At 43.3% G+C, this 25,504-nt stretch carries 46 protein-coding genes; 36 read left to right on the top strand and 10 right to left on the bottom strand.

The genetic code is table 11. The features are described 5' to 3' along the window. The first annotated feature begins 379 nt into the window (after positions 1-379). From CRECT_RS06875 to CRECT_RS06775, 21 genes are all read left to right on the top strand, one after another. Positions 380-1,801, top strand: coding sequence for a phage portal protein (locus CRECT_RS06875; protein ID WP_002944649.1), 1,422 nt, complete (start codon positions 380-382; stop codon positions 1,799-1,801). After that, positions 1,794-3,536, top strand: a complete 1,743-nt coding sequence (locus CRECT_RS06870; RefSeq protein WP_002944548.1) for a phage major capsid protein — start codon at positions 1,794-1,796, stop codon at positions 3,534-3,536. Before CRECT_RS06875 ends, CRECT_RS06870 begins: the two co-directional genes overlap by 8 nt. Before the next feature lie 55 nt (positions 3,537-3,591). Then, complete coding sequence (locus tag CRECT_RS06865; RefSeq protein WP_002944720.1) at positions 3,592-3,894, top strand: hypothetical protein; 303 nt, start codon at positions 3,592-3,594, stop codon at positions 3,892-3,894. Continuing rightward, positions 3,887-4,183 carry a hypothetical protein gene (locus CRECT_RS06860; RefSeq protein WP_002944531.1) on the top strand — a complete coding sequence of 99 codons (297 nt, stop codon included), beginning with the start codon at positions 3,887-3,889 and terminating at the stop codon, positions 4,181-4,183. Before CRECT_RS06865 ends, CRECT_RS06860 begins: the two co-directional genes overlap by 8 nt. Next, entirely contained in the window at positions 4,183-4,638 is a 456-nt protein-coding gene (locus CRECT_RS06855; protein WP_002944552.1) for a hypothetical protein, read from the top strand. Before CRECT_RS06860 ends, CRECT_RS06855 begins: the two co-directional genes overlap by 1 nt. After that, positions 4,638-5,102 (top strand): phage baseplate assembly protein V, encoded by a 465-nt coding sequence (locus CRECT_RS06850; RefSeq protein ID WP_157752380.1) that lies wholly within the window; start codon positions 4,638-4,640, stop codon positions 5,100-5,102. Before CRECT_RS06855 ends, CRECT_RS06850 begins: the two co-directional genes overlap by 1 nt. 213 nt (positions 5,103-5,315) lie before the next feature. Continuing rightward, entirely contained in the window at positions 5,316-5,606 is a 291-nt protein-coding gene (locus CRECT_RS06845) for a GPW/gp25 family protein (protein WP_002944638.1), read from the top strand. Then, entirely contained in the window at positions 5,603-6,646 is a 1,044-nt protein-coding gene (locus CRECT_RS06840; RefSeq protein WP_002944708.1) for a baseplate J/gp47 family protein, read from the top strand. Before CRECT_RS06845 ends, CRECT_RS06840 begins: the two co-directional genes overlap by 4 nt. A 120-nt stretch (positions 6,647-6,766) precedes the next feature. Next, entirely contained in the window at positions 6,767-7,357 is a 591-nt protein-coding gene (locus CRECT_RS06835; protein ID WP_002944590.1) for a phage tail protein, read from the top strand. 27 nt (positions 7,358-7,384) lie between these two features. Further along, entirely contained in the window at positions 7,385-8,215 is an 831-nt protein-coding gene (locus tag CRECT_RS06830) for a phage tail protein (protein ID WP_002944601.1), read from the top strand. A 10-nt stretch (positions 8,216-8,225) separates the two neighbouring features. Further along, on the top strand, positions 8,226-8,582 hold the full coding sequence (locus tag CRECT_RS06825) for a hypothetical protein (RefSeq protein ID WP_002944563.1): 357 nt from the start codon (positions 8,226-8,228) through the stop codon (positions 8,580-8,582). Then, on the top strand, positions 8,575-8,796 hold the full coding sequence (locus tag CRECT_RS06820; RefSeq protein ID WP_039888133.1) for a hypothetical protein: 222 nt from the start codon (positions 8,575-8,577) through the stop codon (positions 8,794-8,796). Before CRECT_RS06825 ends, CRECT_RS06820 begins: the two co-directional genes overlap by 8 nt. A gap of 3 nt (positions 8,797-8,799) precedes the next feature. Next, positions 8,800-9,336 carry a DUF4376 domain-containing protein gene (locus tag CRECT_RS06815; RefSeq protein ID WP_002944608.1) on the top strand — a complete coding sequence of 179 codons (537 nt, stop codon included), beginning with the start codon at positions 8,800-8,802 and terminating at the stop codon, positions 9,334-9,336. 4 nt (positions 9,337-9,340) lie between these two features. After that, a complete protein-coding gene (locus tag CRECT_RS06810; RefSeq protein ID WP_002944594.1) occupies positions 9,341-9,709 on the top strand; it encodes a DUF1353 domain-containing protein in 369 nt (122 codons plus the stop codon). Further along, the gene (locus CRECT_RS06805; protein WP_002944578.1) at positions 9,706-10,101 is read left to right on the top strand and encodes a hypothetical protein; all 396 of its coding nucleotides are present in this window, start codon (positions 9,706-9,708) and stop codon (positions 10,099-10,101) included. Before CRECT_RS06810 ends, CRECT_RS06805 begins: the two co-directional genes overlap by 4 nt. Beyond that, positions 10,085-10,369, top strand: coding sequence for a hypothetical protein (locus tag CRECT_RS06800; RefSeq protein ID WP_002944602.1), 285 nt, complete (start codon positions 10,085-10,087; stop codon positions 10,367-10,369). Before CRECT_RS06805 ends, CRECT_RS06800 begins: the two co-directional genes overlap by 17 nt. Before the next feature lie 102 nt (positions 10,370-10,471). Beyond that, positions 10,472-10,828, top strand: a complete 357-nt coding sequence (locus tag CRECT_RS06795) for a hypothetical protein (protein ID WP_050771490.1) — start codon at positions 10,472-10,474, stop codon at positions 10,826-10,828. Further along, the gene (locus CRECT_RS06790; protein WP_002944674.1) at positions 10,825-11,235 is read left to right on the top strand and encodes a DUF5675 family protein; all 411 of its coding nucleotides are present in this window, start codon (positions 10,825-10,827) and stop codon (positions 11,233-11,235) included. The genes CRECT_RS06795 and CRECT_RS06790 overlap by 4 nt, the downstream gene beginning before the upstream one ends. A 16-nt stretch (positions 11,236-11,251) precedes the next feature. Beyond that, positions 11,252-12,361, top strand: a complete 1,110-nt coding sequence (locus tag CRECT_RS06785; RefSeq protein ID WP_002944713.1) for a phage tail sheath protein — start codon at positions 11,252-11,254, stop codon at positions 12,359-12,361. 1 nt (position 12,362) lies between these two features. Next, a complete protein-coding gene (locus CRECT_RS06780; protein WP_002944684.1) occupies positions 12,363-12,854 on the top strand; it encodes a phage major tail tube protein in 492 nt (163 codons plus the stop codon). A gap of 9 nt (positions 12,855-12,863) precedes the next feature. Continuing rightward, complete coding sequence (locus CRECT_RS06775; protein WP_002944565.1) at positions 12,864-13,127, top strand: hypothetical protein; 264 nt, start codon at positions 12,864-12,866, stop codon at positions 13,125-13,127. A gap of 118 nt (positions 13,128-13,245) precedes the next feature. Here the strand turns inward: CRECT_RS06775 and CRECT_RS06770 are convergent, their stop codons facing one another. Then, on the bottom strand, positions 13,246-13,419 hold the full coding sequence (locus tag CRECT_RS06770; protein WP_002944698.1) for a hypothetical protein: 174 nt from the start codon (positions 13,417-13,419) through the stop codon (positions 13,246-13,248). 69 nt (positions 13,420-13,488) lie between these two features. Here CRECT_RS06770 and CRECT_RS06765 point away from each other — a divergent pair, with 69 nt between their 5' ends. Beyond that, the gene (locus tag CRECT_RS06765; RefSeq protein ID WP_002944584.1) at positions 13,489-15,984 is read left to right on the top strand and encodes a phage tail tape measure protein; all 2,496 of its coding nucleotides are present in this window, start codon (positions 13,489-13,491) and stop codon (positions 15,982-15,984) included. A 20-nt stretch (positions 15,985-16,004) separates the two neighbouring features. Here the strand turns inward: CRECT_RS06765 and CRECT_RS06760 are convergent, their stop codons facing one another. The 8 genes from CRECT_RS06760 to CRECT_RS06725 form a co-directional block, all read right to left on the bottom strand. Continuing rightward, positions 16,005-16,217, bottom strand: a complete 213-nt coding sequence (locus CRECT_RS06760) for a hypothetical protein (RefSeq protein ID WP_002944711.1) — start codon at positions 16,215-16,217, stop codon at positions 16,005-16,007. Positions 16,218-16,277: 60 nt separating this feature from the next. After that, positions 16,278-16,841 (bottom strand): hypothetical protein, encoded by a 564-nt coding sequence (locus tag CRECT_RS06755; protein WP_039888130.1) that lies wholly within the window; start codon positions 16,839-16,841, stop codon positions 16,278-16,280. Between the two features lie 10 nt (positions 16,842-16,851). Continuing rightward, positions 16,852-17,148, bottom strand: a complete 297-nt coding sequence (locus tag CRECT_RS06750) for a thermonuclease family protein (RefSeq protein ID WP_002944585.1) — start codon at positions 17,146-17,148, stop codon at positions 16,852-16,854. Positions 17,149-17,228: 80 nt separating this feature from the next. After that, entirely contained in the window at positions 17,229-17,696 is a 468-nt protein-coding gene (locus tag CRECT_RS06745; protein ID WP_002944577.1) for a hypothetical protein, read from the bottom strand. Next, complete coding sequence (locus tag CRECT_RS06740) at positions 17,696-17,896, bottom strand: excalibur calcium-binding domain-containing protein (RefSeq protein WP_002944627.1); 201 nt, start codon at positions 17,894-17,896, stop codon at positions 17,696-17,698. Before CRECT_RS06740 ends, CRECT_RS06745 begins: the two co-directional genes overlap by 1 nt. Then, positions 17,893-18,033, bottom strand: coding sequence for a hypothetical protein (locus tag CRECT_RS06735; protein WP_002944550.1), 141 nt, complete (start codon positions 18,031-18,033; stop codon positions 17,893-17,895). Before CRECT_RS06735 ends, CRECT_RS06740 begins: the two co-directional genes overlap by 4 nt. Next, positions 18,026-18,619, bottom strand: a complete 594-nt coding sequence (locus CRECT_RS06730) for a helix-turn-helix domain-containing protein (RefSeq protein ID WP_002944695.1) — start codon at positions 18,617-18,619, stop codon at positions 18,026-18,028. Before CRECT_RS06730 ends, CRECT_RS06735 begins: the two co-directional genes overlap by 8 nt. Continuing rightward, entirely contained in the window at positions 18,616-19,008 is a 393-nt protein-coding gene (locus tag CRECT_RS06725) for a helix-turn-helix domain-containing protein (RefSeq protein WP_171992699.1), read from the bottom strand. The genes CRECT_RS06730 and CRECT_RS06725 overlap by 4 nt, the downstream gene beginning before the upstream one ends. 106 nt (positions 19,009-19,114) lie before the next feature. Between CRECT_RS06725 and CRECT_RS06720 the strand changes: the two genes are divergently transcribed. Together CRECT_RS06720 and CRECT_RS06715 are read left to right on the top strand one after the other, a co-directional pair. After that, positions 19,115-19,354: a hypothetical protein gene (locus CRECT_RS06720; protein ID WP_002944671.1), complete on the top strand. Its 240-nt coding sequence runs from the start codon at positions 19,115-19,117 to the stop codon at positions 19,352-19,354. 24 nt (positions 19,355-19,378) lie between these two features. Further along, on the top strand, positions 19,379-19,555 hold the full coding sequence (locus CRECT_RS06715) for a hypothetical protein (RefSeq protein WP_002944575.1): 177 nt from the start codon (positions 19,379-19,381) through the stop codon (positions 19,553-19,555). A 342-nt stretch (positions 19,556-19,897) separates the two neighbouring features. On the opposite strand, the gene CRECT_RS06710 is transcribed toward CRECT_RS06715, so the two are convergent. Then, positions 19,898-20,119: a hypothetical protein gene (locus CRECT_RS06710; RefSeq protein ID WP_002944560.1), complete on the bottom strand. Its 222-nt coding sequence runs from the start codon at positions 20,117-20,119 to the stop codon at positions 19,898-19,900. Between the two features lie 85 nt (positions 20,120-20,204). On the opposite strand from CRECT_RS06710, the gene CRECT_RS06705 reads away from it, so the two are divergent. From CRECT_RS06705 to CRECT_RS06650, 12 genes are all read left to right on the top strand, one after another. After that, positions 20,205-20,411, top strand: a complete 207-nt coding sequence (locus CRECT_RS06705; RefSeq protein WP_002944710.1) for a hypothetical protein — start codon at positions 20,205-20,207, stop codon at positions 20,409-20,411. A 21-nt stretch (positions 20,412-20,432) separates the two neighbouring features. Further along, positions 20,433-20,666: a hypothetical protein gene (locus tag CRECT_RS06700; protein WP_002944596.1), complete on the top strand. Its 234-nt coding sequence runs from the start codon at positions 20,433-20,435 to the stop codon at positions 20,664-20,666. Between the two features lie 3 nt (positions 20,667-20,669). Further along, on the top strand, positions 20,670-20,858 hold the full coding sequence (locus tag CRECT_RS06695) for a hypothetical protein (RefSeq protein WP_002944587.1): 189 nt from the start codon (positions 20,670-20,672) through the stop codon (positions 20,856-20,858). Then, positions 20,809-21,000, top strand: a complete 192-nt coding sequence (locus CRECT_RS06690) for a hypothetical protein (protein ID WP_002944581.1) — start codon at positions 20,809-20,811, stop codon at positions 20,998-21,000. Before CRECT_RS06695 ends, CRECT_RS06690 begins: the two co-directional genes overlap by 50 nt. Then, on the top strand, positions 20,994-21,212 hold the full coding sequence (locus CRECT_RS06685; protein WP_002944576.1) for a hypothetical protein: 219 nt from the start codon (positions 20,994-20,996) through the stop codon (positions 21,210-21,212). Before CRECT_RS06690 ends, CRECT_RS06685 begins: the two co-directional genes overlap by 7 nt. Continuing rightward, entirely contained in the window at positions 21,205-21,399 is a 195-nt protein-coding gene (locus CRECT_RS06680; protein ID WP_002944703.1) for a hypothetical protein, read from the top strand. Before CRECT_RS06685 ends, CRECT_RS06680 begins: the two co-directional genes overlap by 8 nt. After that, positions 21,400-22,305, top strand: a complete 906-nt coding sequence (locus CRECT_RS06675) for a hypothetical protein (protein ID WP_002944640.1) — start codon at positions 21,400-21,402, stop codon at positions 22,303-22,305. Positions 22,306-22,315: 10 nt separating this feature from the next. Further along, on the top strand, positions 22,316-22,483 hold the full coding sequence (locus CRECT_RS06670) for a hypothetical protein (protein WP_002944658.1): 168 nt from the start codon (positions 22,316-22,318) through the stop codon (positions 22,481-22,483). A 102-nt stretch (positions 22,484-22,585) separates the two neighbouring features. Next, the gene (locus CRECT_RS06665; RefSeq protein ID WP_002944582.1) at positions 22,586-22,768 is read left to right on the top strand and encodes a helix-turn-helix transcriptional regulator; all 183 of its coding nucleotides are present in this window, start codon (positions 22,586-22,588) and stop codon (positions 22,766-22,768) included. Further along, the gene (locus CRECT_RS06660; protein WP_002944604.1) at positions 22,765-23,700 is read left to right on the top strand and encodes a DNA-methyltransferase; all 936 of its coding nucleotides are present in this window, start codon (positions 22,765-22,767) and stop codon (positions 23,698-23,700) included. Before CRECT_RS06665 ends, CRECT_RS06660 begins: the two co-directional genes overlap by 4 nt. A 9-nt stretch (positions 23,701-23,709) precedes the next feature. Then, the gene (locus tag CRECT_RS06655) at positions 23,710-23,997 is read left to right on the top strand and encodes a hypothetical protein (protein ID WP_002944573.1); all 288 of its coding nucleotides are present in this window, start codon (positions 23,710-23,712) and stop codon (positions 23,995-23,997) included. A 91-nt stretch (positions 23,998-24,088) separates the two neighbouring features. Continuing rightward, positions 24,089-25,480 (top strand): DEAD/DEAH box helicase family protein, encoded by a 1,392-nt coding sequence (locus tag CRECT_RS06650; RefSeq protein ID WP_002944543.1) that lies wholly within the window; start codon positions 24,089-24,091, stop codon positions 25,478-25,480. Positions 25,481-25,504: the final 24 nt, after the last annotated feature.

The following is a 25,504-nucleotide window of genomic DNA, read 5'->3' as shown; positions in this document are numbered from 1 at the left end:
AACCAAAAAGCCACTTTGATAATATGACGCTTATGCAAAATCAGCAACGCGACCCGAGCAGAGCGAGGGGGATTTCTAGCGCGTAGCGAAGCGTAGCTGGAAAACGCCCTGCCGCATCTCGGCTCGGCTTTGCAACCAACAAGGAGCACGCCATAAAACCGAGAGAGAAAATCGTAAAAATAAACGAAGCAATCGACGCGGTCATATTAAATTTAAGCAACGGCGTCGAAATCAAAGAATACGAAATCGACAACGTAAGAATAGTAAAACGCTCGCCTCTCGAGCTAATAGACGAGTTAAGGCGCATAAAGTCGCTTTTAATAAAAGATATGAGAGCAAGCAAAACAAACGTTAAATACGTTTTTAGTGGTAAATATTGATGAAATTTTTTAACCTTTTTTCTAAAAAGCAACCCAAAGGCAAGAGCGGATTTTTTAAGCCCAAGGCTAAGGTGCAGATGTTTAGATACCCTAGCATCGAAGCCCCCGAGATCAACCAAGGCGAGCTTAGCCGGCTAGTTAGAAATATCGAACCCGATCGCGCGAATAAAATTTTACGCCATCAAGCGCGCAGCATAAGCACTGCCGTAAGTCTTGCTAGCGGTTTTTTCGACATGATAGATAGCGAGGTTTTGGGCGAGCAGGGATTTATCCTCGACATCGCAACCAAAAATAAAGATCTAAACACCAAAATTCAAAACGCGTTTTGGAGATGGCAGGAAAACTGCTGCGTTTACGGCGTTTATGATTTTGAGGACTACGAAGAGCTAACGCTAAACGCGCTTTACAGAGACGGCGAGGCATTTATCAGGCTCGTGCGGGGCGAAACGCTCAAAATGGAGCTAATAAGCGCCGAGAGTATCGACAGCGACTACACCGACGAGAGTAAATTTATATTTTACGGCATAGAAAAACAGAGCAAATTTAGCCTTACGCCGGTGAGGTATTTCGTAAAAAGAGACCATAACGAGCGCATCGGCATCGAAGCAAAAGACGTAATCCACATAAGAAAACCGATGATCGCCGAGCAAACGCGCGGCAACTCAAAGCTAGCCACGGCGATTTTTGACATACACCAAAAAGATAAATTTAAAAAAGCCGAGTTAAACCGCGCGCGCCTTGCTAGCGAAATGACGGGATTTTATACGCAAAAAGACGAGGGCGGCATAGGCGGGATCGCTCCGGAGTTTGACGAAGAAACGGGCGAGCTAACGAACGAAAGCGCCAAAATAGACCTGCCCGAAAACGTGGAAACTGGCACGATGAGGTATTTGGACGCGGGCATCGAGCCTAAATTTATCGATCCGCACAACCCGACCAATATCGAGTTTTTCCTAAAAAGCACCAACCAAGAAGTGGCGCGATCGCTAGGCATCAGCTACGCCACGCTTACGGGCGATTTGCGCGAGGTAAATTACAGCTCGATCCGTCAAGGCACGACGAGCGAGCGAAGGGGCTTTAAACGCGTGCAAAATTTCCTCCGCCGCAAAATGCACAACGCCATCTTTAAAGAGTGGCTAAAAATAGAGCTTTTGATGAACAGAATATCGCCCAAAGAATACGGCGAAATTTTAGATCATTTTAGCTTTAAACCTCAAGGATGGGAATATATCGATCCAAATAAAGAAGTGAGCGCTAATGCCAAAGCGATCGAGTGCGGATTTAAAACGCGCATCGAGGTTTTGAGAGAAAAAGGGATCGAATACGACACATATCTCGACGAGCTGGAAAAGGAGAAGCAAATCGTGCAAAAACTGCAAGAAATAGAAAAAATCAGGAAAGGAAATAGCGGCCGTGAATGAGAATATTTTAAAAGACGCACGCAATTTTAGCGTAAATTTAGGCAAAAATGCGGCGTTTGACGACGAAGCAAAAACCATTAGCTTTATCGCGCTCTCAAAAAACAATCTACATAAAAGAGTTAGTTTTTGGGGCGACGAATATTATCTAAGCGTGGATACTAGCAGGGTTAAATTTAACGCAAAAACGCTTTATTTAGACCATGACCCCACGTTTGCAAATGCAATTGGCGCGATAATCGATACTAAATTTGAAAACGGAGATTTTAAGGCCAAGGTTAAATTTAGCGATGAGGTGGCTAGCTCAAAAGAAGCTTACGCGAAATATAAAGCCGGGCTTAGCGATAGCGTGAGCGTTGGATTTGGAAATTACAAAATAAAAGAAATGGACAAAATAGAAGGGGTGGAACATTACCAAATTTATGAGGGCGAGATAACGGAGCTCTCGGCCGTTTGGCAAGGAGCTGACCCTAACGCAAAAATATCAAAATTTAATCAACCAAAAGGAGAGAAAATGCCAATGAACGAACAAGCAGCGCCGCAAGAGGGCGCAAAACTAGCCGCAACGCCAAGCGCTGGCGAGCTTGCGAAACTAAACGAGCAAGTAAGATCAAGCGAAGAGACTAGGGCAAACATTATTGAGCTAGCCCATATTTTAGGCCGCGAAAAAGAGGCGCTCGCTGCGATAAGCGCAGGTAAGAGTTACGCCGAATTCAGCAAAGAAATGGCTGAACTAAACGCTAAAAGCGAGATAAAAACCGTAAATATCCTCTCAAAAAGAGATAATAGCGCGTGCTTTAGCCTCGCAAACGTCATCAAATCAGCCGTAGATAGAAATGTCGATTTGTCGCGTGAGATGGAATACAGAGGCAAAGAGATCGGGCGTTTTGCATTGCCGGACGAGTTTATAGCAAATTTCGCCGACGGAGTAACAAGCACGACGACGGCAGCCGACGCGGTAAATAGAGAATATCGCGGCGATTTGCTCATCGAGCAACTAAAGCAAGACAGCAAACTACTAAATTTTTGCACGTGGCTACCGAATTTAAGCGCAAATTTGACTATCCCGCGCGATACGTCTAGCATTACCGCCGACTTCGTCGAGGAGGGCAAAAGACGCGCCGCCGAAAATCTAACCTTTGATAGCATCGCTTTAAGCCCGCATACACTAAACGCAAATATCGTCATCACTAGAACGATGCTAAATATGAGCGCATTCGAGCTTGAAAGCTTTGCGTTTAAAAAACTAAAAGATGCGATCCGCAAAAAGATAGAGCAGACGCTACTTTACGGCAACGGAGTCGTAAAAGGGCTATTTGCCACAAGCGGAGTGCCAACCGTGACCGGATATATGACTGCTCCTACTTTGGAGCTTACCTTGGCCTTTGGCGATAAGCTAGACGCAGCCGGGCTTGATACCGAGCACTCGAAGTTTTTTATCAACGGAACGGACATTAGCAAGCTACGAAGCACCAAGCGCGGCAATAGTAACGAGCGCATGCTGATCGACGTCGGAGACAATGATCTTCAAGGATACGCCTACTACAAAAACAACAACTTAAAAGCCGGCGACGTGATCTTTGGAAACTTTGAGGATATTTGGATCGGAGCGTTTGGATCGCTTGAAATCCTGCCGCTAATGCAAGAGGGCGGAAACGTCTTGCTCCAGGCATTTTACGACATCGACGCAAAGCTAGCGCGCGAGAAGAGCTTTGCCATCTCAAAAACATCTGCTTAAATTTAGTGTAAAGGCGGGCTCGGCTCGCCTGCAAAGTAAAAAAGAAAGGTAAAAAATGAGCAAATATATAGTTTTATACGCCACGTTAATCGGCGTTGATTTTTGCGAAGAGGGCGACATTATCGAGCTACCGGATGGAACGGATAGAAATTTTATCGCACGCATGCAAACCATCGGAGCGATCGCGCCTTACGATGGCAAAGAGGAAAAGAAAAGCACAGACGACAGCGAAAAAGAAGCTAAAAAATCAGCGTCCAACAAAGGCAAAGAGGCCAAAAAAGACGACAAAAAGCCGCCTGAGGGCGACAAAGATGCTAACGCCAGAGGACTTGACGAAAACGGCAATATAAATGATTGATCTAGATATGGTGAGAAACGACGTCAAGGGCATCTTAAATCAAAGCTTTGGCATAAATTTGAAATGCATGAGAACGGACAAGCTCATCAAATGCCATTTTAACGCAAACTCTAAGGTGATTTACGAAAACGGGGCGGTAGGCACGGAGATAACCGCCCTAATCACGCTTGAAGATGCGAAAAATCTAAGATTAAAAGACGAGATTGAGATACTAGGCGCTAGATACGAGATCACGAAAAGCGTGCTCGAAAGTCAAGTGCTAAAAAGACTATTTTTGAGAGAAATTTGATGTCAAAAAAATATTTTATAGAAGAGCTACAAGTTCCAATCCAAAGCAACACGCCTCCGCCACCTCAAAATATCCGGGCGCAAATCTTGGATGCCTTAAAAAAGCATTTGGATGCCCTAAATTTTAACGTTGAGGTTTTTGAAATTTACGTATTTGACAAAGACAATCTGCCGTTAATCATCATAAAAGACACCGACGACGCAGTGGAAGCGGTGAGCTTTGAGCGGATCAAGCACGAGCTAAGCGTGAGCATAAATTTGATCGCTTCATCTTATAGCAAAAACGACGAGCTGCTTTTAAAAGTGCTAGATAGACTAAAGAGTTTTGAAGGTAAATTTAATTTTATGGAGCTTAACGCCGTCAATCGCTCAAATATTGAGGTTTTGGATAAGGACTACGTTATGACCGAGCTAAGGCTAAGTTTCGTTTATCATACGCAGCTTTGGAGCGTTTGATGCAATATATCGGCACGATCTGCGAAGTGAGCGAAAATAAAAGCCTGGTAAGGGTCGAATACCTAGGCACGAAAACAAAGCTCATCCCCTACGTCCAAAATGCGAACTCATTTAAACGCACGTTTTCGCCGCCGCGAGTAGGGGAGCAGGCAATCGTCCATCAACTAAGAGACGGCGGGCTTAAATACGCCGTGGGTGCGATCTTCAATCAGGGATGCCGCGAGCCTGAAGGAAGCTCCCAAACTAAAGAGATAACGCAATATGAGGATGGCACGATAATAAGCTACGACACGTCAAGCTCTACTCTTGAAATTTTATCTCCAAAACTCATCAATATAATCGCCGATCGCATTACGATAAAGGCCGACGTGACATTAAACGGAAATTTGAACGTTAAAGGCAACATTCACGCTACCGGAACGATCATCGACGACGGCGGAAATACGCCAAATCACTCGCATTAATCCTTTAAATTTTGTTTCGCGAGTAGCGAAACGCATATCTTTAGGTGGGTCGAGGGAGCGTTTACGCTCCTCGTCGCAGCGCGGATTTTTATTCGCGCGAGAAGTAAGAAATCCCCTTGTATAAATTCTAGCCCAATTTTTATATTATGTCCTCGTTAAAGCCGTAAGGCGGCGTTTTGTCCTTTTCGCCGCCTTATTTTTCTAGGATGAACGATGTATCAAATAAGCGAATTTGAAAGTATCAGGCGCATTTGCAAAACTTCAAAACTAACCAAAACCCTGCGCCCGACGTTTGGACTAGATAGATATATCGACAAAAAAATGACGCTAAGCGAGCTTTTGGCTCTAAAGCGCGATTTAAAATCTCAAATTTTAACTTTTGAGCCGCGCGTAGAAAACCTTAAAATAGAGCTCACGCCGCGAGCGGATAATATTTTGGACATCAGGATCGGTTATACGGCTAAGGGCGAATTTGAAGAAAACGAAGTGAGGCTAAGCTTATGAAACCTTTAAGAGTGCCGCAATTTATCAAGCCTCTCGACATCGAAAAAGAGCGCGCTAGCATAGTTGAGGAATTTAAGCAAAAGAGCGGCAAGCTTGATTATATTCCGCTCGTGGGCGACGATTATATGACGCTCATCGATATATTTTTATATCGGCTTAATAATTTTTTTGAGCTCATTAATGTCAAAGTGGCGAATAACTATCTAAATTTTAGCACCGGCGAGTATCTTGATGAGCTGGTGGCGCTAATCGGAATCAAACGAAACGAGGAAGTAAGGCCGATCGCCGAGCTTGAAATTAGCGTAAATTCGGCTACTTTTCTGCCCAAAGGTAGCAAATTTACTGACGGAAAGGGGCATTTTGCATTTTTGCTCGAGGATGCAAACATCGCAGACGAAGCAACGGTTAAGATTGAAGCGGGCGGGTATTTTAAGGAAAACTACGAAACGACGACACTAGAGATCCCGAATATCTACATCAAAACAATTAAGATGACAAAACCATTTAGCGGTTTTAAGGCGCGCGAAAACGATGACGAGCTGAGAAATAGATTTTTACTTGCCTTGCATCGTTTTAGCACCGCGGGAAGCCAAAAAAGCTATCTTTTTTATATTTTAAGTATCGAGGGCATCACAAAGGCTAACGTTTATCATTTGAGTCCTGGCGTCGTGCAGATAGTGTATTTTTCAAGATATGAAAAAAATATCGCCGAAGCGAAAATATCCGAAGCGCTTAAGGACAGGGTGCCGCTTACCGACAATGTCCTGATGAAAGAGGCAACGCAGATCAAATTTGACCTTGTGATCGAAGTGCGACTAAAACAAGATTATATGTTTGCAGAGGTGCTAAAAAATGCCGACGAAAAGCTGAGGGAATATTTTGCGAACATAGGCATCGGCTTTACTCCGCATTTTTCACAGCTCATCGAGATAGCATTTGATGAAAATACTCGCGCAGTAGAAATCAAAACGCCGATCCCAAACTCAAATCGCGATAGTCTCATAATACTAAATAGTCTGCAAATTTTAAAGGCAGATTAAAAAAATGATAATAACCCAGAATTTACGACGCCGCCGAGAGCGGCGGTGTGCTTCAGGTGGGTCGAGGGAGTGTTTATACTCCTCGCCGCAGCGCGGATTTTATTCGCGCGAGGAGTTAAGATGATTGACTTAAGAACCTACAACGATACTTTATTTCGCGTCGATGAGGTTATGGGCGAAAAAATGCGTAAATGGCTTAAATTCGACAAACGCTTTTTTTATGAACAAGACGATTTTAATCGCGCTTTTTTGGCGCAGACTTTTGACGTCGAGCCATCGTCTCAGAGCCTAGAGGAAACAAAAGAGCTTTTAAACGAACCTTTAAAAACTTATTTTTTCGAAGGAACGTTTTTTACTCTTCAAAAAGCGCTAAAGTCGTTTTACGAAGATATAACGTTAAAACAGTGGCAAGACTACGGCGGCAAGCCTTACCATTTTAAGCTTAAGATGACGGCCGGCAAAGAAAACCTAAGCAAAGAAAAATTTAGAAAACTCGACGATTTGATAGAGAACTATAAAAACGTCCGATCCACCTTGGGCGGTTTTGAAATCAATTTAAAAATAGAAGCGGATGAAATTTATAAAGGTGCGGCGGTAGATGGCGAATTTGTCCGTATCATGCCTGAAGTTATAACAAATTTAAAAACTAACGTAGGAGTGTATTATGGAGTCATCACGCACGAACTCGAGACTTTGGAGGTCGGAATATGAATAAAAATAACCGAAAAAGGAGCGACGATGTCATTTAAAACGTTACTTACTAATAAAGGCGCCGAGCTTATCGTTTTGTCTAAAGCTAACAAGCGCCCTATCAAGCTTACTCATTTAGCCGTAGGAGACGGTGAAGGCGAGCCGAGCAGAGATCAAACGTCGTTAAAAAACGAGAAATTTCGCGTCGGCGTATCTGCGATCTTGCAAGATCCGAAAAATGCCAACTATCTGATAGTGGAAGCCGTTATACCGCCTAGCGAAGGTGGCTTTTACGTAAAAGAGGCTGGAATTTTTACGGATGAAAACGATCTTTTCGCCGTGGCCTCTATGCCTCATACGTATAAGCCCAATTTAGACGAGGGGAGCGCCAAAGAGCTTAAAATTCGCTTCGTGATCGAGGTAAGCAGTAGCGAGCATATCACGCTTACGGTCAATAACGACATCTCAAGCGTGAGTCGCGAATTTGTGGTATTCGAGCTTAGCAAGAAAGCCGACAAGATAGACACTTACACCAAAACGCAGTGCAATGAAAAATTTGCGGGTAAATACGTAGAAACCGATAAAGCCGATAAGAAAGATACCTACACGAAAAAAGAAGTCGATGCTCTGATCCCCCAAATACCCAATCAGATCGACGCCTACACGAAAACAAAAACAAACGAGCTTTTAGAACTAAAAGCGGACAAAAATAAAACGTATAACAAGCAAGAAGTAGATGAGATGCTCGCCAAAAAATACGATAAAAGCAGAGTTTATAACAAAAACGAAATAGACGAGATGCTAAGAGGACTTGGCGGCGGAAATAGTTTAAATTTAACTAACGATAGCGCATTTTTAGACGCTTTGATTTTCGGATAAAGGAGAGGATATGAAGATTAAAAGAGTAAAAGACCGGGTATTGGGAGCCAATCAAAAACACGTAATGCTTAGCGGAGTAGAGGGCAAAACGTTAATGATTACGCGGGTTGAATTTTATAACTTAGTTAGAGCCAACGAATTAAAAAAAGGCGAGTACCATAGAGACGACGTGGGGCTTGCTATATTTAAAAAATCTCCTCAAAATGTTGTCCTGCCTTTGGGCGAGCATGCTATCGGCGGAGCCGCTACGCCTTTATATTTAGCTAGTGACGAGGAGCTTATCTTGTTTGCGTCCGGAAGCAACTACAGCGACTCCGGGAAAAAATTAAACTACATAATAACTTACGAGGAGATAGACAATGCGTAAAATCATAAGAAATCCAAGCTGCGACGTATGTCCTAGCGGGTATATTTGGATAGTTTGGGTAGCTCAATCGACATCTACGTCGCCAGCAGCGCCGGTCGTTAAGTTGATTTATCCGGCCGGCACGGATAAAAAAAGTATAGAAGATGAAATAAACCAGAATATCTCAACAAATGGAAAAATCATCCGTATCACTGAAGTAAGCGTTCAAGGATAAAAAATGCAATATAAAGAGATAAAAAATAAAACCATATATTATGAAGACGGAGATAAACTAAAAGCGCTTAGCACAAACCCACAAACCAATCAACCTTTTGTCAGCGACGATGAGGCATGGTTTTTTGCCGAGATCACAAGCGAGCTCAATCCGTCGATTTTAAACGAGTCCGGTAGTTTTGAGGCAAGCATCGAAGGTCGCAAGAAACACCTAAAAGGAGTTTTAGCAGCTAAATTTAACGAAGCGGTGTCTAAAAGTAAAGTTTATGTGCAAGACATAGGCGAAGTCGATGCGGGCGTGCAATACCTCATAAACGTAATAACGCTGATGGATTTGTGCGGAAAAGGCGGAACGATAGCTTTTAGGATGTTTGACAATACGAGTAAAAATTTAGACCTAGCCCAACTAAAGGCCGTTAAAACGGCGATACAAACCAAAGGCATAAATTTATACTCCAAAAAATGGCAGCTTGAAAAAATGATCGAGGACGCCAAAGACGAAACCGAGCTAAATGCCGTAAATATAGATTTCGGAGAGTAGCGCAATGAGCTTAAACGTTACGCCGCTTTGCGAAAACAGATATGAGCTTACGCGGGACTTTGAAATTTTAGGCATAACGATACCAAAAGGCTATAAAACCAACGGGGCGAATATCCCGAGGATTTTTTATATCTTTTATCCGCCCTTTATTCCAAAATACTTAAAGGCTATCGTTTTACACGACTATCTTTGCGACCTTAGCGACCAGACTATACCAAACGATAAATTTAAAAGCAAAAGCGAAGGGTTTAAATTCGCCGATCTTAAACTAAAAGAGGCTCTGAGAGAGTGCGGAGCCGGCGCTTTTACTCAAAATTTATTCTATATCTGCGTTCGCATCTATCATAAGCTAAAGTATGGGGGAGAAAAATGATAAAAACCATTTTATCCGCCGTCGCGAGTTTTGCGGGCGGTAATAAAATATGGCTTGCGATAGTTTGCGCACTAGTCGGAATCATAATAGGATCGTGCGTTTTTTTTAAAATTTCAAATGACGCCATGATCGAAAAAATAAGCGATCTAAACATAAAGCTCGCCTCCGAAAAAATAAGTCGCGACATAGAAAAGTCGAATTTAAAAGCTTGCGGCGACAAACTCGAAGCTCAAAATGCCAAATTTAAAGAACTCGAAACTAAAATGCCCGACGCCGCATCGGTCAAAGAAAAAATAGTTACCAGATTTAAGCGGATAAAAGAGCCGTTAAACAATGAATGCCAAAGTAAGCTGAGGTATTATGAGGAGTTGATAAATGAGATGTCTAAATAAACCCGTTAAATTTTTCTTAACTATGATTGCGATTTTCTTATTTGCGGGATGTGCTAGTAAAGAGCCGCAAATCGTAACTAAAATAGAATATCAAGATGTTCTAGTTCCGATACGTTGTATAAATAAAATGCCAAATAAGCCAAAATACGATTATGAGGATATACAAACCGCACGCGAGTTGATGGAATACTATAAAACTTGTGAGGAGCTTTTGAAGGGCTGCGCATCGCAAGGTAACGAAAAGAGCAAGGGAGCAAGCAATGAGTGAGCTAGTAATTCGAAAAATCATGGGCTTTAGGGTAAGTAAGAAAAGATTGCTAGAGATAGCCTTATCGATCTTGCTAGCCTTGATCTTTGGGGCAGCGATAGGATGAGCTTCCTTTGGAAAGAATACCTCTATCTGCTTTGGGTATTGGTAGTAGGCGCGATTGGGGGCGTCTTGGGGCTGTTAGATGATGACGGAAAGCCCAGGAGGCATCGCACTAGATTGGCTTTTGCTGTCGCTACTCTTACGGCGATGTTTCTTTGCTGGACTACGTTTGCTATCGCAAAACTCGTTATACACGAAGTTGAGGGGTCGCTAGCACTTGGCGGCATTGTCGCGTTTATGGGTGCTGAATGGGCTAGGCGAAAAATCAACAAAGCCACAGATAAAAAGATAGACGCCATGGTCTCAAAAGATTACTGCGGCGATGAAATGAGCGACTATGAAAGGAATTTAAAATGAAGCTACAAATCACGAGATTTAAAAATATCAAAGACGGCACGCTCGGCAAATTTGAGCTGCTTTTTAACGGCAAGATCTTTTTAGAGGGCTACACCCTAGAGCCTGCGGGGCCCGATACTACCGCACGCGGCAAAGATAGGCGCATGCCTGAGGGCATTTATGACGTGTTTTGGCATCATTCGGCCAGATTTAACCGTGTTTTGCCGGTGCTTTACAACGAAAAAGTGCCTAAAGACCGTTATATAGAGATCCATTCGGGCAATTACCCCAAACACACCGAGGGATGCATACTTTTGGGATCTACGTTTAGCGATGAGGGCGTTTTTAATAGTCTTAGCACTCTAAAAAGTTTTTTGGCTCTAACGTTAAACAAAGAGCTCCAAGTGGAAATAATCAATAAATTTTAGAAAGTGAGGTAAAAAAATGCCAAGTAAATACGGCGTCAATGTCGAGCTTTATAACGGCTCGCTAAACCCATACGAGATCAACAATCGCCGCCCGATCGCAATAGTCGGCGACGACAGCAAACTAACCGCTGGGCTTTACGTTTATAGCACCGTCGAGGATGCACTCAAAGCAGTAGAAGGCGGCACGATTAAAAACGCGCTTGAAGACCTAAAGGCATGCGGAATTCATACGCAAGTAGTATTAAGCTCGTTTAAGCAAAGCACAAATAGCGACGCGAGCGCAAAAAAGCAGGAGAATTTAACATCTTGCCTAAATGCTATCGACGCGCTCAAAAAAGCCGAAAACGTAGTAATGGCAAAGCCTAAATTTATCGCCGCGCCTGAATACAACGACGCAGGCGTTTATGAAAAACTTAAGCAGCTAGGCGAGTATCTAAGAGCCGTTTATGCTATCGAAGTCGATGCGACAAATGAGCAAACCGCAAAGGCCGCAGTTCAAACGTTAGCCACAAAAACGGCGATTATAACGTTTCAAAAAGTAAAAAGAGTAGATAAGGTCATTCGCCCGCTTAGCATGTTTTTAATCGCTCTTTACGCCAAAGTCATGAGCGAGACGGAATACGGCTTCTCGCAAACGTATTCAAATAGGGTAATTCCGGGCATTACCGCGATCGTGGATAACGTCGAGTTTATCCAAGGCGTGGACTGCGAAGCCGATAGGCTAAGAAGCGAGGGCATCACAATAGCTTACGTTGATGACGGTATCAGGGCATGGGGCGGCGAAACGCGCGACGAGGATTTTACCAGTATGCACACCTACGTTATATTTTACACGGCGATCGAGACGATTTTTCAGGCTCAAAAGCGCGCGATCGATAAGAGGATGCGCGACGTGCTCAAAAACGTAGTCGATAGCCTTGAGGCATTTTATCGCCGTTTGGTGGCAAACAATGTCGCAGTAGGTTTTGAAGTGACCGTGCCGGCTGAGCTGAATACCAACGAAACGATCAGCGAGGGCAAAATTTACATCAAACACAGAGTGCAGGAGATGCCGCTAATCAAAAATATCACGAATAGAATTTACCGAGTTACGGACTATTCGCAAGTTTTAATCGAGGAGCTATAAAATGAAAGCGCAAGCAATAACCGGCGGAAATTTCTTTATTGACGGGATCGGGCTTTTTGGCGAGCTTGTAGATTTTGAGCCGCCTAAATTTGAACACGAGACGATAGAGGCCGCATCGGAGATCGGCAAATACGAGCTAGTTTTGCCGACTCTCAAACCGCTATCGGCAAAATTCACGGTTAATAACGTCAGCGAGACTTATTTCGGGCTTTTAAACACAAAGACCAAGCAAAAAGTTTATATCAAAGCCAATCACAGCGGAAGCGAGGGCAAACACGTGGCTATCGTGGCGACGTTTGAGGGCAACGTCAAAGTGCTGGAAGCGCCTAAATTTGAGATGAACAAAGAGGCTAATATGAGCATCGAGATGAGCTGCTTCGTCGTAAAATACGAGGTCGAAAAAAAGACCACGCTATCATACGACGTAGAAAATAAAATTTATGCCGTAAACGGCGAGGATCTTTATGAGACCATCAGGAAAAACATATCTTAAGGAGTAAAAATGGCACTTAAAAAAATAGAAATACCAAGAACTGAATTTGTCTTTGGTGACGGTCAAACGGTGGAGCTCAAAGCCCCGACGCTAGCGCTCATCCAAAGCGTCCAAAACAAGACAAAAGACGAGATCGAGCAGGCAAAGTTGATGCTAATCGAAATGAGCGACGGCGAGATGGATAAAGAGTTTTTAAACTCCTTGCCGATGAACGAATGGAGCGTGCTATCAAAAAGAGTTAGCGCGTTTATGGGCATCGACGTAAAAAACTAACCGAGGGGATTGCTCTAATAGGGCACTCCCTGCACTTTACCCTAAAAGACATCATGAGCTTAGAATTTAACGAGTTCGTGGATTATTATGAGATAGCCTTGAAGCTTGCAAAAGAGTTTTAGGACTCTAAAACCCTAGCTTCAAATTTTCTCTCTTTTCTAAAATACTTAAAATAAACGTAAATACAAAATAGCGGGATAGAGATATACCAAAAAGCGACGACTAAGACATAGAAAACCGCAAACCCTATCAGCCCTATGCATATCACTAAAGCAAGCAGTAAATCATCCATCTTTAGCGCCTCCGTTGTATAAATTTGTATCTCAATTTTAATAATATAAAGATAAAAAAAGGCTGAAAAATGGCGAAAAATGCGACTCTGACCTTCGGGATGGACTTAAGCGACTTCGATAAGGCGATGAAGGCTATAAACAAGCAAGCCACGAGCCTAAGCGATCAGATAAACAAGGCTACCCAGGGCGCTATGCAGGCTTATAAAAACGGTCTAAACGATCTTAAGGCAAATCCGTTTCAAAGCGCGAAATTTCACACGGATTTGGCAAATCTCAAAGAAAACATCAAAAAAGCCGTGACGCATAAGCTAAATTTAGACATCGAGGATGCTAAGAAAAACCTCGAAGGCCTAAAAACTCAGGCACTAGCCGCCGTGGGTAGTATCATGGCGATCTCAAAACCAATAAGCGCGGCGATAGATTTTGAAAGCTCGATGGCCGACGTCAAAAAAGTAGTTGATTTTAACGGTGCGGATGACGTTAAGCAATTTGCGGACGGCATTATGAAGATGAGCCGCGAGATCCCCTTAAGCGTCAATGAGCTAGCTCAAATCACGGCAAGCGGCGGGCAGCTGGGCATCGCTAAAGAAAATTTAATGGACTTTACGACTACCGCGGCTAAGATGGGCGTTGCCTTTGATATGAGCGCAAAAGAAGCGGGCGATAATATGGCCACGATGATGAATATATTTGGCATGGACGTTAAGCGCGTGGGCGAGCTGGGCGACACGATAAATCACATCTCAAACAACTCCGCGGCCACCGCAAACAAAATAGTTAATGCTCTAGGGCGTATCGCGGGTAATGCTAAAGACTTCGGACTTAGCGCAGACGCCGCGAGCGGACTTGCGAGCAGCTTTATAGCCTTAGGCAAAGCTCCCGAAGTAGCCGCGACCGCGATCAACTCTATGCTAACCACGCTAAACAATGCCGACAACGCGAGCGACTCGGTTAAGGCCGCATTTGAGCAGATCGGCATCGACGGCAAAGAGCTAAAACAAGCGATCATCAAAAACCCTCAAAAAGCTTTAACCGACTTTTTGCACGCTCTCTCAAAAATCCCAAAAGAGAGCAAAACGGGCGTTTTAACGGCCATTTTCGGTAAAAACTTCGGCGACGACATCTCGCTAGTAACGGGCGCGATAGAAAACTACGACAAGGCGATGAGGTTAAGTGCGGATAAGGCAAAAGCCGGATCGATGGATAGAGAATTTAAGTCGCGAAGCGAAACGACGGCGAATAACATCCAGCTGATGAAAAGCGCCTTTAACGAGATTGCGATAAATGTTGGTAATGCGTTTTTGCCAGCTTTAAATTTAGTCCTAGACGGGATAAAAAAGATCAGTTACGCCGTTTCGGGTTTTGCCGGCGCATTTCCGAATTTGATAAAATACTCTTTCGGCGCCGTTATCGCCTTAACAGCCGTCAGAACTGCGCTTATCGCAAAACAAGCCGTGTTAAGCATTACTACGCTTATGCTCGGAAACTATCGTAAGGTATTGCAGCTTTTGCCGTTTGAGTGCTTGCAGCTGGGTGCGTCGCTAAAAGATTGCGGTATCGCGGCGAGATTTAAAGCAATGTGGCTAAACGCGGCTACGAGAGCATCTACTCTTTGGGGGGCTAGCACCGCAGCCGCTAGCTCAAAATCAGCTCTTTTCGTCGGTGCTCTCAAAAATATCGGGATAGCCTTTAGGGCGCTTAGCGCAGCATTTTTAAGTAACCCTATCGGGCTTGCTTTGACGGCGCTCGCTGCCGCCGCTTTTATGGCTTATAAATATTGGGATGAGTTAAAGGCGTTTTTTAGCGGGTTTTTTGATGGTATCATGACCGGGCTAGAGCCGCTAATAGATAGCTTTAGTAGGGCGTGGGATGCGATAAAGTCCGCCTTTACTCCGATTGTCGATCTCTTTGGATCGCTCTTTGGCGTTACAAAAGCTAGCGAGGGCGAGCTAGGGGCGTTAAAAGATACGGGTGCTAGCTTTGGCCAGACTCTAGGCACAGTGCTTAGCGTGCTTTTGTATCCTTTTGAGGCGCTAGCAAACATCATAACCGCCGTCGGCCTAATAATCGACATCGTCAAAATCAAGGGCACGCAGTGGATAGAAGCTTTTGGCGAGGAGCTTAATTGGTGGCGCGATCTTTTCGGCAATATAGGCGAGTGGATATTGCAGAAATTTGATGCAGTCGTAGATGGGATAAAAGGCTTTTTTGCGGGCTTTTTTGATTGGCTAGCGGAGAAATTTGCCTTTGTAACAGATAGTATAAAAGCGGTCACGGACTTTGCGGGATCTGCCACGCAAGGCGCGAAGGATATATTAGGCATCGGCGACGGCAAAGAAACTAACTGGTATAATCCTTTTAGCTGGTTTAACGACGAAGCGCCGCAAACGACGGCGGGGTCTGTGGATAAAATCGCGCAGGATCGCCGCGAGATGAGGTCGCAAACAAGTCAAAATCAAATAACCGATAATAAAAAGATCGACATAAATTTATATGGCTCGCAAGCTACTCCGCAAGCCGTGGCGCAGGCCGTGAGCGATAACGGGTATAGTTTTGGGGATTAGACTACGTCTATACTTTAATATTATTCTTTGTATCTATAGCTGATTTTTACTCCGCCGTCTATAACGCTAGACTCGGCAGGGTTTATGGCATATTCTTCCATTTCTTTGTTGCATTTATTACACTGTATTTTTATAAAACCTTTGTCGTTTTCTCCGGCGACAAAACGAATCTCATTAATTTCAATAGTGTTTCCGCATTCGCACTTTGTTGATGTCAAAGAATTCTCAACCATTTTTATCCCTTTAAAAAGATTTTATATTTTTAAGTATTTTACAAAAAATATTTAAAAATGCTATATAGTTATTTTTACCTTATCTACAATTTTATTAAACATTTTATTAATTTTATATAGTGACCTAAAAATATCCTCGGTGTATTCTTTTGCCTTATCAGTCGTAGCCCACTCTTCGGGGTCTGGGCGTTCAGAAAAACCAATTCCTGGACTAGTTTTTTTTGTTGGCTTATAATATTTTTGATAATTTTCTAATTCTTCTATTTTTTTTAGTAATTGTTTTGTTTCTTTTAATATATCTGGTAGGCGTCTTAGCGTTTGATCATATTTATCGAAAATACTTTTTATTGATACTAAAAAACTACTTCTTGCAAGCAAGGAAATAATATCTTCATTATTTTTCAGTCGTTTATTACGAAGATCATCAAATGTTACTGTATCTTTAAACCATCTGTTGTAAAAACCACAAAAATTATCCATGATATTTTTTGTTTCTTGATATACTGACAGATGTTTATCATTTTTTTTATTTTGTCTATTGTCAATAAATGTCCAGATACTTATCCCTATCGCAATAATTGGCAGCCCATATTTGATAAAATAATCTAAATAGGTTAAAAACATTTTCAGAAATTTACCCCTTAAGTTTCGCGTATCTCTTCGAATACTTTAAATAAGCTCTCGCGTAGCCGTCTTTTACCATTTTGCCGTTGATGTCCGTGCCGTCCAAATAGACGATCCCGATTACTCGCTTATATTTGTCGTGTCCGTGCGTTTCGATTTTGACCTCTTTGCCGGCTATTAGCTCGCTGAGGTATTTTTTGGACTTCTTGCCGCCGCTATCCTTCATCTCGGGCGCGTCGATGTCGTAGAGCCTGATTTTGACCCGCTCGCCGCCCTTTGGCAATATCCAAATCGTATCGCCGTCCACGATTTTATTACCTTGCCTTCAAGCCCGAAAAGCAAACAAAACGAAATAAGCAAAAGCGATAAGATTTTCAAATTTAAGCCTTATTTTGCCTCTTCAAATAGATACTTTTTTATCATCTCGTTGGCCTTTTCCATGAGTATTAATGTATCTTTATAAGAGTCCTCTTCAAACGCATTTGCTTCCGTATCATTGCCATTTGCTTCAAGTGCCCTATATGTTGGATCTGCACTATAATCTAGTGACAGCAATATGTCATCTAATATTTTATCGATTGCCTCGTTTTCAAAAACGTAGCCGTTTTGGGCTTTGTATTTCGATACGTCTTTTCTTATTTCTTCCCATCTTTTCTCGCCGTATATCTCCCCGTCGTGAAGCTCTCCTAAATTTAAAGGGGCATATTTTTGGAATATTGCATTAAATTCCCTTGCAGCCGAAATTCTCAAATCAAAAAGCATCTCTATTTTTTTAAGTTTGCTTTTTGTTGGCTCAATTTTAGATATGAAGTAGCCGCTTATAAATGCCGCTAAAATCGATGCTAAAGATTCCATTATTTTTTACCCTTCCCACAAACGTTCTCGCACGGCACGCCGTCGCCGTCTCGGTCAAAATCCCCGCGCCCGCAAGTTCTGAGGTAATAATAAGCCTCTTTGCAGCTTTTCATCTCTTTACAATACTTCTTTGAGCAGTCAAATTTATCCGCTCCCGTCGCAAAAAATGCCGCAAGGCACAAAATCAAAAAATACCTCATACGATACTCTTTACCACTTTACCTACGATTTTAAAATGCTCCTGGGTTTCGCTCAGGCTGATCTCGTAGCTTTGAAAATTTGGATTAACCGAAACGATTTTAAGCATGCCGCACGGCGTGAGTTGGAGATTATACATTTTCCGATAGTCCTTTTATCTCTTTTAGCCTTTTGATAAAGCCGTTTAATAAGTTTTGGTTTCCGTATTTTTTAAAAAGTTCTTTAAACTCTTGAAATTCAGGCGTATTTAGCCTATTGTTTTCAAAACTGCCTATTTGATTGTTATTGCCGCTTACGGCTATGTTATTTTGTCCGACGGCTACCGCCGTATCGCTATCGTCTAACACGTCCTCTTCAAAAATATGACCGTCCTGACTAATAAACGGCACTGCGATATAAACTACTTTTATAGGCTTTTTTATATAAGAGTATTTATACTCTTTTTCCCACCCCATAAGCTGGGCATCTTTTAATACTTCGCCCGGCTCAAAGAAAAATCCAAGCTCTATAAAGTCAAAACTGCTATCAAAGGTGTCGGCCACGTAATACATCCACTTGCGCGGGACTTTATTTGAGTTTATCCAGTTTTCTATCGTAGTCGTCTTGATTTTTAGTTTTTGCGCTAGCCCGTTTTTTCCTTTGACTTTGGCTACTACGCACATACGGCAAACTATATCGGTTGCGGAGCTTTTTAAATTTCTTAGCGATGACGGCTTGCGTCTCATGTTACTTGCCTTTTTGAAATCTCTTTAATACTTTTTAGCTTTTCTATAATCGGGTCAAGCAAAAAATCCAAGTCCTCATTGCCATATTTTTTATAAAGTTCTAAGAATTCATCTACTTTGGGAGAGTATTTTTGCCTGTTGCCTATAGTATTATTGTGGCCGCTTACGGCTATGTTATTTTGTCCGACGGCTACCGCTCCCGTTAATTTGTCCATACTCACCCCTAGTTTTTTTGAAATTTCTAGTAATTTCTTATAGTCAATCCCGTCTCCGTCAAGTTCGTATCGTTGATAAGTCCTGAGTGATATGCCGAGTTTGTCTGCCGTTTCTTTTTGCGTTAAGCCTATTTTATCCCTAACTTCTTTTAAATTTATGACATTTTCTTTCATAATATGCCTTTTATTGACGTATTTAAGCTAAATTTAATTGACATATGACAAAAAATGTCATATAATTCAGAAATAAATTAAGCAATTATACCAAAAAGGACAAAAAATGAAACTTCAAAACGCGGTTAAGCTCTTAAAAGAGTTCGGAGAGGTTAAGGAGCACGAATGCGGCGCGAGCGTCGAGATCGGGGCTAAAACTTACGGCGCGCTAACAAATTGCGGCGAGGATGCGGTTTTGTGTCTATTTGAGGAAACTAAAGACGAGCGCGGCGGGATATATTTTAGCTTGGTTAGCTCGCTTAAGCAGATGCGCGAACGCTTGCAAGAACTACAAAGGGCGGCCTAAGCTGCCCTCCAAGAAGGATAAAAGATGAAAAAAATACTATCAAAACAAATCAAAGCCGCGGGAATAAAGGGCTTTACTTGGGAAGCTTGGAAAATTTGGCACGATTACGACGTAATAGACGGCAAATTTACCGATCTTAGGATCTCGCTAATTTTGCGACGCTTTTTCTTTACGCCCAAGAAGCTCGATGCTACGCGATAACGAAGTGAGATGTCTATCGTCTAGCTCAAGAAAGGCGCCGCATGCGGGGCACTTAAGGCCTTTTGCGGTTTTTAGCTCCTCAAACGGCAGGGATAGTTCATTTTGACACTTAGGGCAAGAGGTAGAGCAAATAAGATCTCTATCAACTGAAATTTTATGCATAAACGTCCTTTATGTCGGGATTTAAAAACAAGTAATTATACCAAAAAGGATAAAAGATGAAACGAGACAAATTTATAAACGACATTTTGGGGATAGAGACAGCTCAAAAAGTGAACGAGAGCGGCTACGTAATCATCTCAAAACAGCGATACAAGAGACTTACGGCGGTATATGCTAGTTTTAAAAAATTGCTTCCCACTCGCTTAAGTCGCAAGGCTCGTCGTGATCCTCGTCATCCCAAAGGTCAAGGCCCGTGTAGCCGTGATAAACGTCGTCTGCGGCTAATGACGCGCTGGCATACGTTCCGTAAAGCTCGTCATTTACGAAGAGCCCAAAATGTCCGTAGCTAAGCGACGCGATAAAAAAGCTTGTTTCGTCGTTGATCTCGTAGCGGTATTTCATTGTTTAAGCTCCTTTTGGGTTGTTGATTTTGCACTCAAATTTTACCAAAAGGGGCTTAAAGAGCGAAACTTGGAAAGGATAAAAGATGAAAAAAGATGAGTTTTTACTAGAGGCGTATTTAAACGCCGCAGTCAATAAAGAGATGGCCGACGAGTGCTTACGACGCAAGACGATATACCAAAAGTTAATCAAGCTAATAAACAGCGATTTGGGCGAGGAGTTTTTGAATGGTTGCGAGGATTTTAATGACGCAATGCAGAAATTTGAGCTCAAATACGGCTTTTTGATTTGAAATTTTAAAGGAGGCGAGTTAATGAAAACTCTAGCGCAGTTAATTTACGAAAAAACAAGATGGACGCTAAAGGATTATTGCGAAATGCGCGGAATAGGCTCGATGATGGGGCTTCGGTGCGGATACGTGAGTAAGGCAAACGCAAAGATACTAGAGAGCGACGGGATCGAGTGGCGCGCGGCTAAAAACGTCCGAGTGGGCGACGGCACGTGCGCTGGATATGTCTTTTTGAACAAAAACAAGAAAGCGAGTTAAAAAATGCTAAATAAAAAAGCGGTTGATTTTGCGATATTTCAAGCAAAAATGGCGATGGCGGGGTTTGAAACAAAACTAACTCCAAAGGGCGAGATCCGCGGGGTTAAACGCGGCGCAAAGCTGGGCAAGACGGAGGCAAAAAGTGCGAATAATCCAAATTTTAAGACAAATTCTCTCGCATCGCTCGTTTGAGCCGTGCCGGGCAAAAGATAGGAAATTTAAAGGAGCGAGCGGCGCGATCTTTAGCGGGTCGCACTACTACGTAAATGCGGACGGGTTTATCGCGTGCAGGCTAGGCGGCACGATCGTGGATATAAAGGAAAAAACATGCTAATTCAAAATTTAAAGAGATTTTTTGAAGTCAAGGCGGGGATCGAGAGAATAGACGAGCAGATAAAAGAGCTCAAAGAGGACAAAAAAAGCTACCTCGAAACTCTCGAAAACCTAAAGCGCGAGCCAAACACGGACGACTTGTCGGACGTCCAAATTTCGCACGAGCTTAACGCGTCCGACCGGGTCAGGAAAAAAGAGGCGACCGATGAGTAAAAATTTGAGCGATGCGATAAAAAACGCCAAAGACGAGATCAAAGAACTAATCGCCTCATTTTTTGAGGAGATTGAAGAGGATCTGGGCGAGCTTGCCGAGCTTTTGGAACAAAACGAAACCGAGCAGGCGGACGACCTAATCACTGAAATCAAACAAAAAATGGATAATTGGCTCGCGGTGCAGTAGATGAAGCCCAAAACGCCTAAATTTAGCGCAGAGGACATTGTCGATTGCGGGATAGATAGCATCCGTTTTGTGATGCCAAAGGCCACGCTAAACGGCTTTTTAAAAAAGCTTGAGCTTTTGGGAAGGCTGCGGCTAATAAGCCGGAATAAAACGGTTAAGGATTATGCGGAGTATAAGCTAAAGGGCGCAAATAAGCCGCTTTTTGATGCGGACGAAAAGCACCCGTGCAAAATCCGCTACATCAGCTTTAAGCGCGGCACAAAAAGCTTAAGTAACACGATGCTGGTGGTCGAAAACTCAAGCGAGTTGAACGATCTTTGCAAGAAGCGTAAAAAGCCCTTTGGCTATTACGTTTGCGTTGTCTTTGCGGGGCTATTTCAGCCTAGCAGGGATATTTTTAAAGAGACTTACCGAATTTTGGGCAAGTTTTTACGGCGTTTTAAGCCTTACAGCTGGGATGTCGCGGTGGATTTTAAAGACCCTTGCGACGTGAATTCTAAAGCCAAAGGCAAATTTAAAGAGTCCGTAAAAGAGTGCGCCGATGACGTGATCAGTTTTAAAACTAGCATTTACGCCAATCGCGGACTAAAAAGCGGGAAGTTTTACGCGGTGGATAAGGTTTGTTTATATGACAAATTCGAAAAGCAAACGAACTACCACAAACAAAAAATAGACGAAAAATTTAAGGACTGGAAGCGCCTTGAAGTTACGTTTAGGCTCAAGGGTAAATTTATGGATTTTATCGAAAATGAAAACTTTAAGGAGTGCGTTGAGGTGATGGACGAGATTGCGGATAAGCTCACGGGGGAGTTTCCTTTTGGCGTCTATCTTGGCAAATTAAACGAGCAAATCGCATATTTTAAAGATATGCGCAAGCGATTAAATTTAAGCAAAACTATTTTTTAAAGGGTAAAAAGTGGGAAAATTTAACGTAGATGAGCATATAAAGGCGCTTAAGGTTTGTAAATACTTCACGATCGAAGGTATAGAAAATTTAATCAAAAGGTATCCGAACGAGGAGCATATAAAAATCGCCATGCAGATCAAGGCGAAAAACGAAAAGCCGATCGAGGGCGCAAAATGAAAAATAGGGAACCCGCGCAGCAGGGCTTTAGAGGGGTCGAGGGGATAAAATCCCTCGTCGTAAAGGCGGGCTTGGCTCGCCTGCGAAGTTAAAGGAGTGAAAATGCATCAAAATCAAATAAATTTTATCAGCTACGCGCAGGCGGCAAAAATGCTAGGCGTTGCGGTGATAACGATCAAGAAGTGGGCGCAAAAAGGCCTTATTAAGCGCTACGCCGTAACCGGTCGCAGCGTGTTTGTCGATAAAGATGAGATTTTAGAGATGATTAGAGGTAAAGAAGCATGAACGTGATAGATCAAGTCGTGGCGCGTGATTACGCCATTTATAACGGCGACAGCTGCGAGGTTGTTAAAGCCTTAAACGATGAGAGTGTAGGATATATCATTTACTCGCCGCCGTTTGATAGCCTTTACACTTATTCAAATTCCGATCGAGATATGGGCAACTCAGAAAAGGGCGAATTTATGGAGCACTTTGCGTTTTTAGCAAAGGAGCTATTTCGTATCCTAAAAAGTGGGCGGCTCATGAGTTTTCACTGCATGAATTTACCGACTTCAAAGGTTAGAGACGGATTTATCGGAATTCGCGACTTTAGAGGCGAGCTGATACGCCTTTTTGAGAGCGTGGGCTTTATATTTCACTCCGAGGTTTGCATCTGGAAAGATCCCGTAATCGCTCAGCAACGCACCAAGGCGCTCGGACTGCTTCATAAGCAACTCGTAAAAGATAGCGCAATGAGCCGTCAAGGGATACCCGACTATCTAGTCACGATGAGAAAGCCGGGCATAAACGCCGAGCCGATCGAGGGCGGGCTAAAATACTACTGCGGCGACGGTGCGCCGATCGCATCCAAATTTGACGAAGAAAAAGGCAATCTAAACCGCGGCAGTATCGAAGTATGGCAAAGATACGCGAGCCCGGTTTGGATGGACATTAATCCAAGCAATACGCTAAGCCTAAAAGGTAGCCGCGACGACGAGGACGAGAAGCATATTTGTCCGCTCCAGCTCGACGTTATAGAACGCGCGCTTCAGCTATGGAGCAATGAGGGCGACGTCGTATTTACTCCGTTTTTGGGTATCGGTAGCGAGGTTTATCAATCCCTAAAAATGAACCGCAAAGGGATAGGCATCGAGCTAAAGAACTCTTATTTTAACGTTGCGGCGAAAAACTGCGAGCTAGCCATGCGAGAGCGCGCCCAGGGATCGCTTTTTTAAAGGCTTACGGTGGATAAGGCAAAAGAAATTCAAGACTTCTACGCGAGTAAAGTTAAAAATGCGTGCAGACCCGAGATTAGAAGATACGGCGCGCTTCAAATGGCATTTTTCAAAGCAAAGAGATCAGGCGAAGACATAAGCGTCCTAAAGCAAGAGCTAGAAAACGCGAGGCGCGAAGCGATGAGAAAAGCGATCGGATGTTTGGACGAGCATGAGCATTTTGAGATTATCGCCACGTTAAGCGATAACGGCAAAATCCGCTCAATGCCCGATTTTTTCAAGAATTGTATTATCTAACGTTCTTTTAGCGCGGCGAATAAATCGCCGCTAAAGAACCAAATACTAAAGACTAAGGTTGCTACTCGCAACCTAGAGATAAGGAAAATTTATGCAATATGAAGACTTTTTAAAGACGAAACAAAAACGCGCAAGCTTTAAAAGCATCGAAATATCGCGAGACGAGCTAAACGGCGCGCTGTTTGATTATCAAAAGGATCTCGTTTATCTTGCGCTTAAAAAGGGGCATTTTGCGATATTTGCGATGACGGGCAGCGGCAAAACCGCGATGCAAGGCGAGTGGGCTTATCAAATTTGGCTAAAAGAGCGCGCGCCCGTGCTCATCGTGACGCCTCTTGCCGTCGCTTTTCAGAGTATCGAGGAGATAAAGCGCATCCTAGGATATGACGTTAAATTTTGCGAAAGCGCGGACGACGTGATAAACGGGCTAAACATTACCAATTACGAAAAGTTGGATAAATTTGACCCGGACGCGTTTGTCGCGCTAGTCCTGGACGAGAGCTCAAGGCTCAAAAGTTATACGTCGGCCACGCGAAATTTAATCATCGAAAATTACAAACACACGCCTTATAAGCTCGCTTGCTCGGCCACTCCAAGCCCGAACGACTACACGGAGCTAGGTAATCACACGGAGTTTTTAAACGTGATGAGCTTATCCGAAATGCTCTCGATGTATTTTGTGCACGACGGCGGCGATACGTCCGAATGGATACTAAAAGGCCACGCAGTTAAGCCGTTTTGGAAATTTATCAGCTCGTGGGCGGTGTTTTTCACAAAGCCCTCCGATCTGGGGTATAGTGCCGAAGAGGACGCTAAATTTAAGCTGCCGCCGCTAAAAATGCAGCACGTCGAAGTTGAAAGCCAAAGTAAGGATTCGCTTTTTGCGATAGCCGCGCAAACCTTGCAAGAGCGCAGGCAAGCCAAAAAAGATAGCCTAGAGCAAAGATGCGAAAAAGTGGCCGAGATCTGCAATACATCAAACGAGAATTTTTTGATTTGGTGCGAGCTAAACGACGAGGGCGCGATGCTCAAAAAGCTAGTAGCCGATAGCGTGGAGATCAAGGGAAGCGATAGCGACGAGTTTAAGGCGCGCGCGATGAGCGATTTTGCAAACGGTAAAATAAAGTGCCTCATAACAAAACCCAAGATCGCCGGCTTTGGCATGAACTGGCAAAAGCACTGCGCAAACGTGATCTACGCCTCGCTATCGGATAGCTTTGAGGGATTTTTCCAAAGCTTGCGCCGCGTCTATCGCTACGGCCAAACGCGTGAAGTAACTTGCTATATCATTACGAGCGAAGCCGAGGCAAACGTGCTAGCAAATATCCGCCGCAAAGAGGCGGAATTTTACAAAATGATCGAGGGGTGCTTGGAGCAAACGCGCGAGCTGGTGCTAAGCGAGATCAAGCGCGTAAGCCGAGAAAAAAGCGAGTATAACCCGAGCGTAGCGATGAGCTTGCCGGAGTTTTTAAAAGCCGTTTGATCTCCTGAACAAACATTTTAAGGA

It is taken from the genome of Campylobacter rectus (assembly GCF_004803795.1).
Classification (GTDB): Bacteria; Campylobacterota; Campylobacteria; order Campylobacterales; family Campylobacteraceae; genus Campylobacter_A; species Campylobacter_A rectus.
The sequence above is the reverse complement of the archived record's forward strand: the minus strand, read 5'-3'. Positions and strand labels throughout refer to the sequence as shown.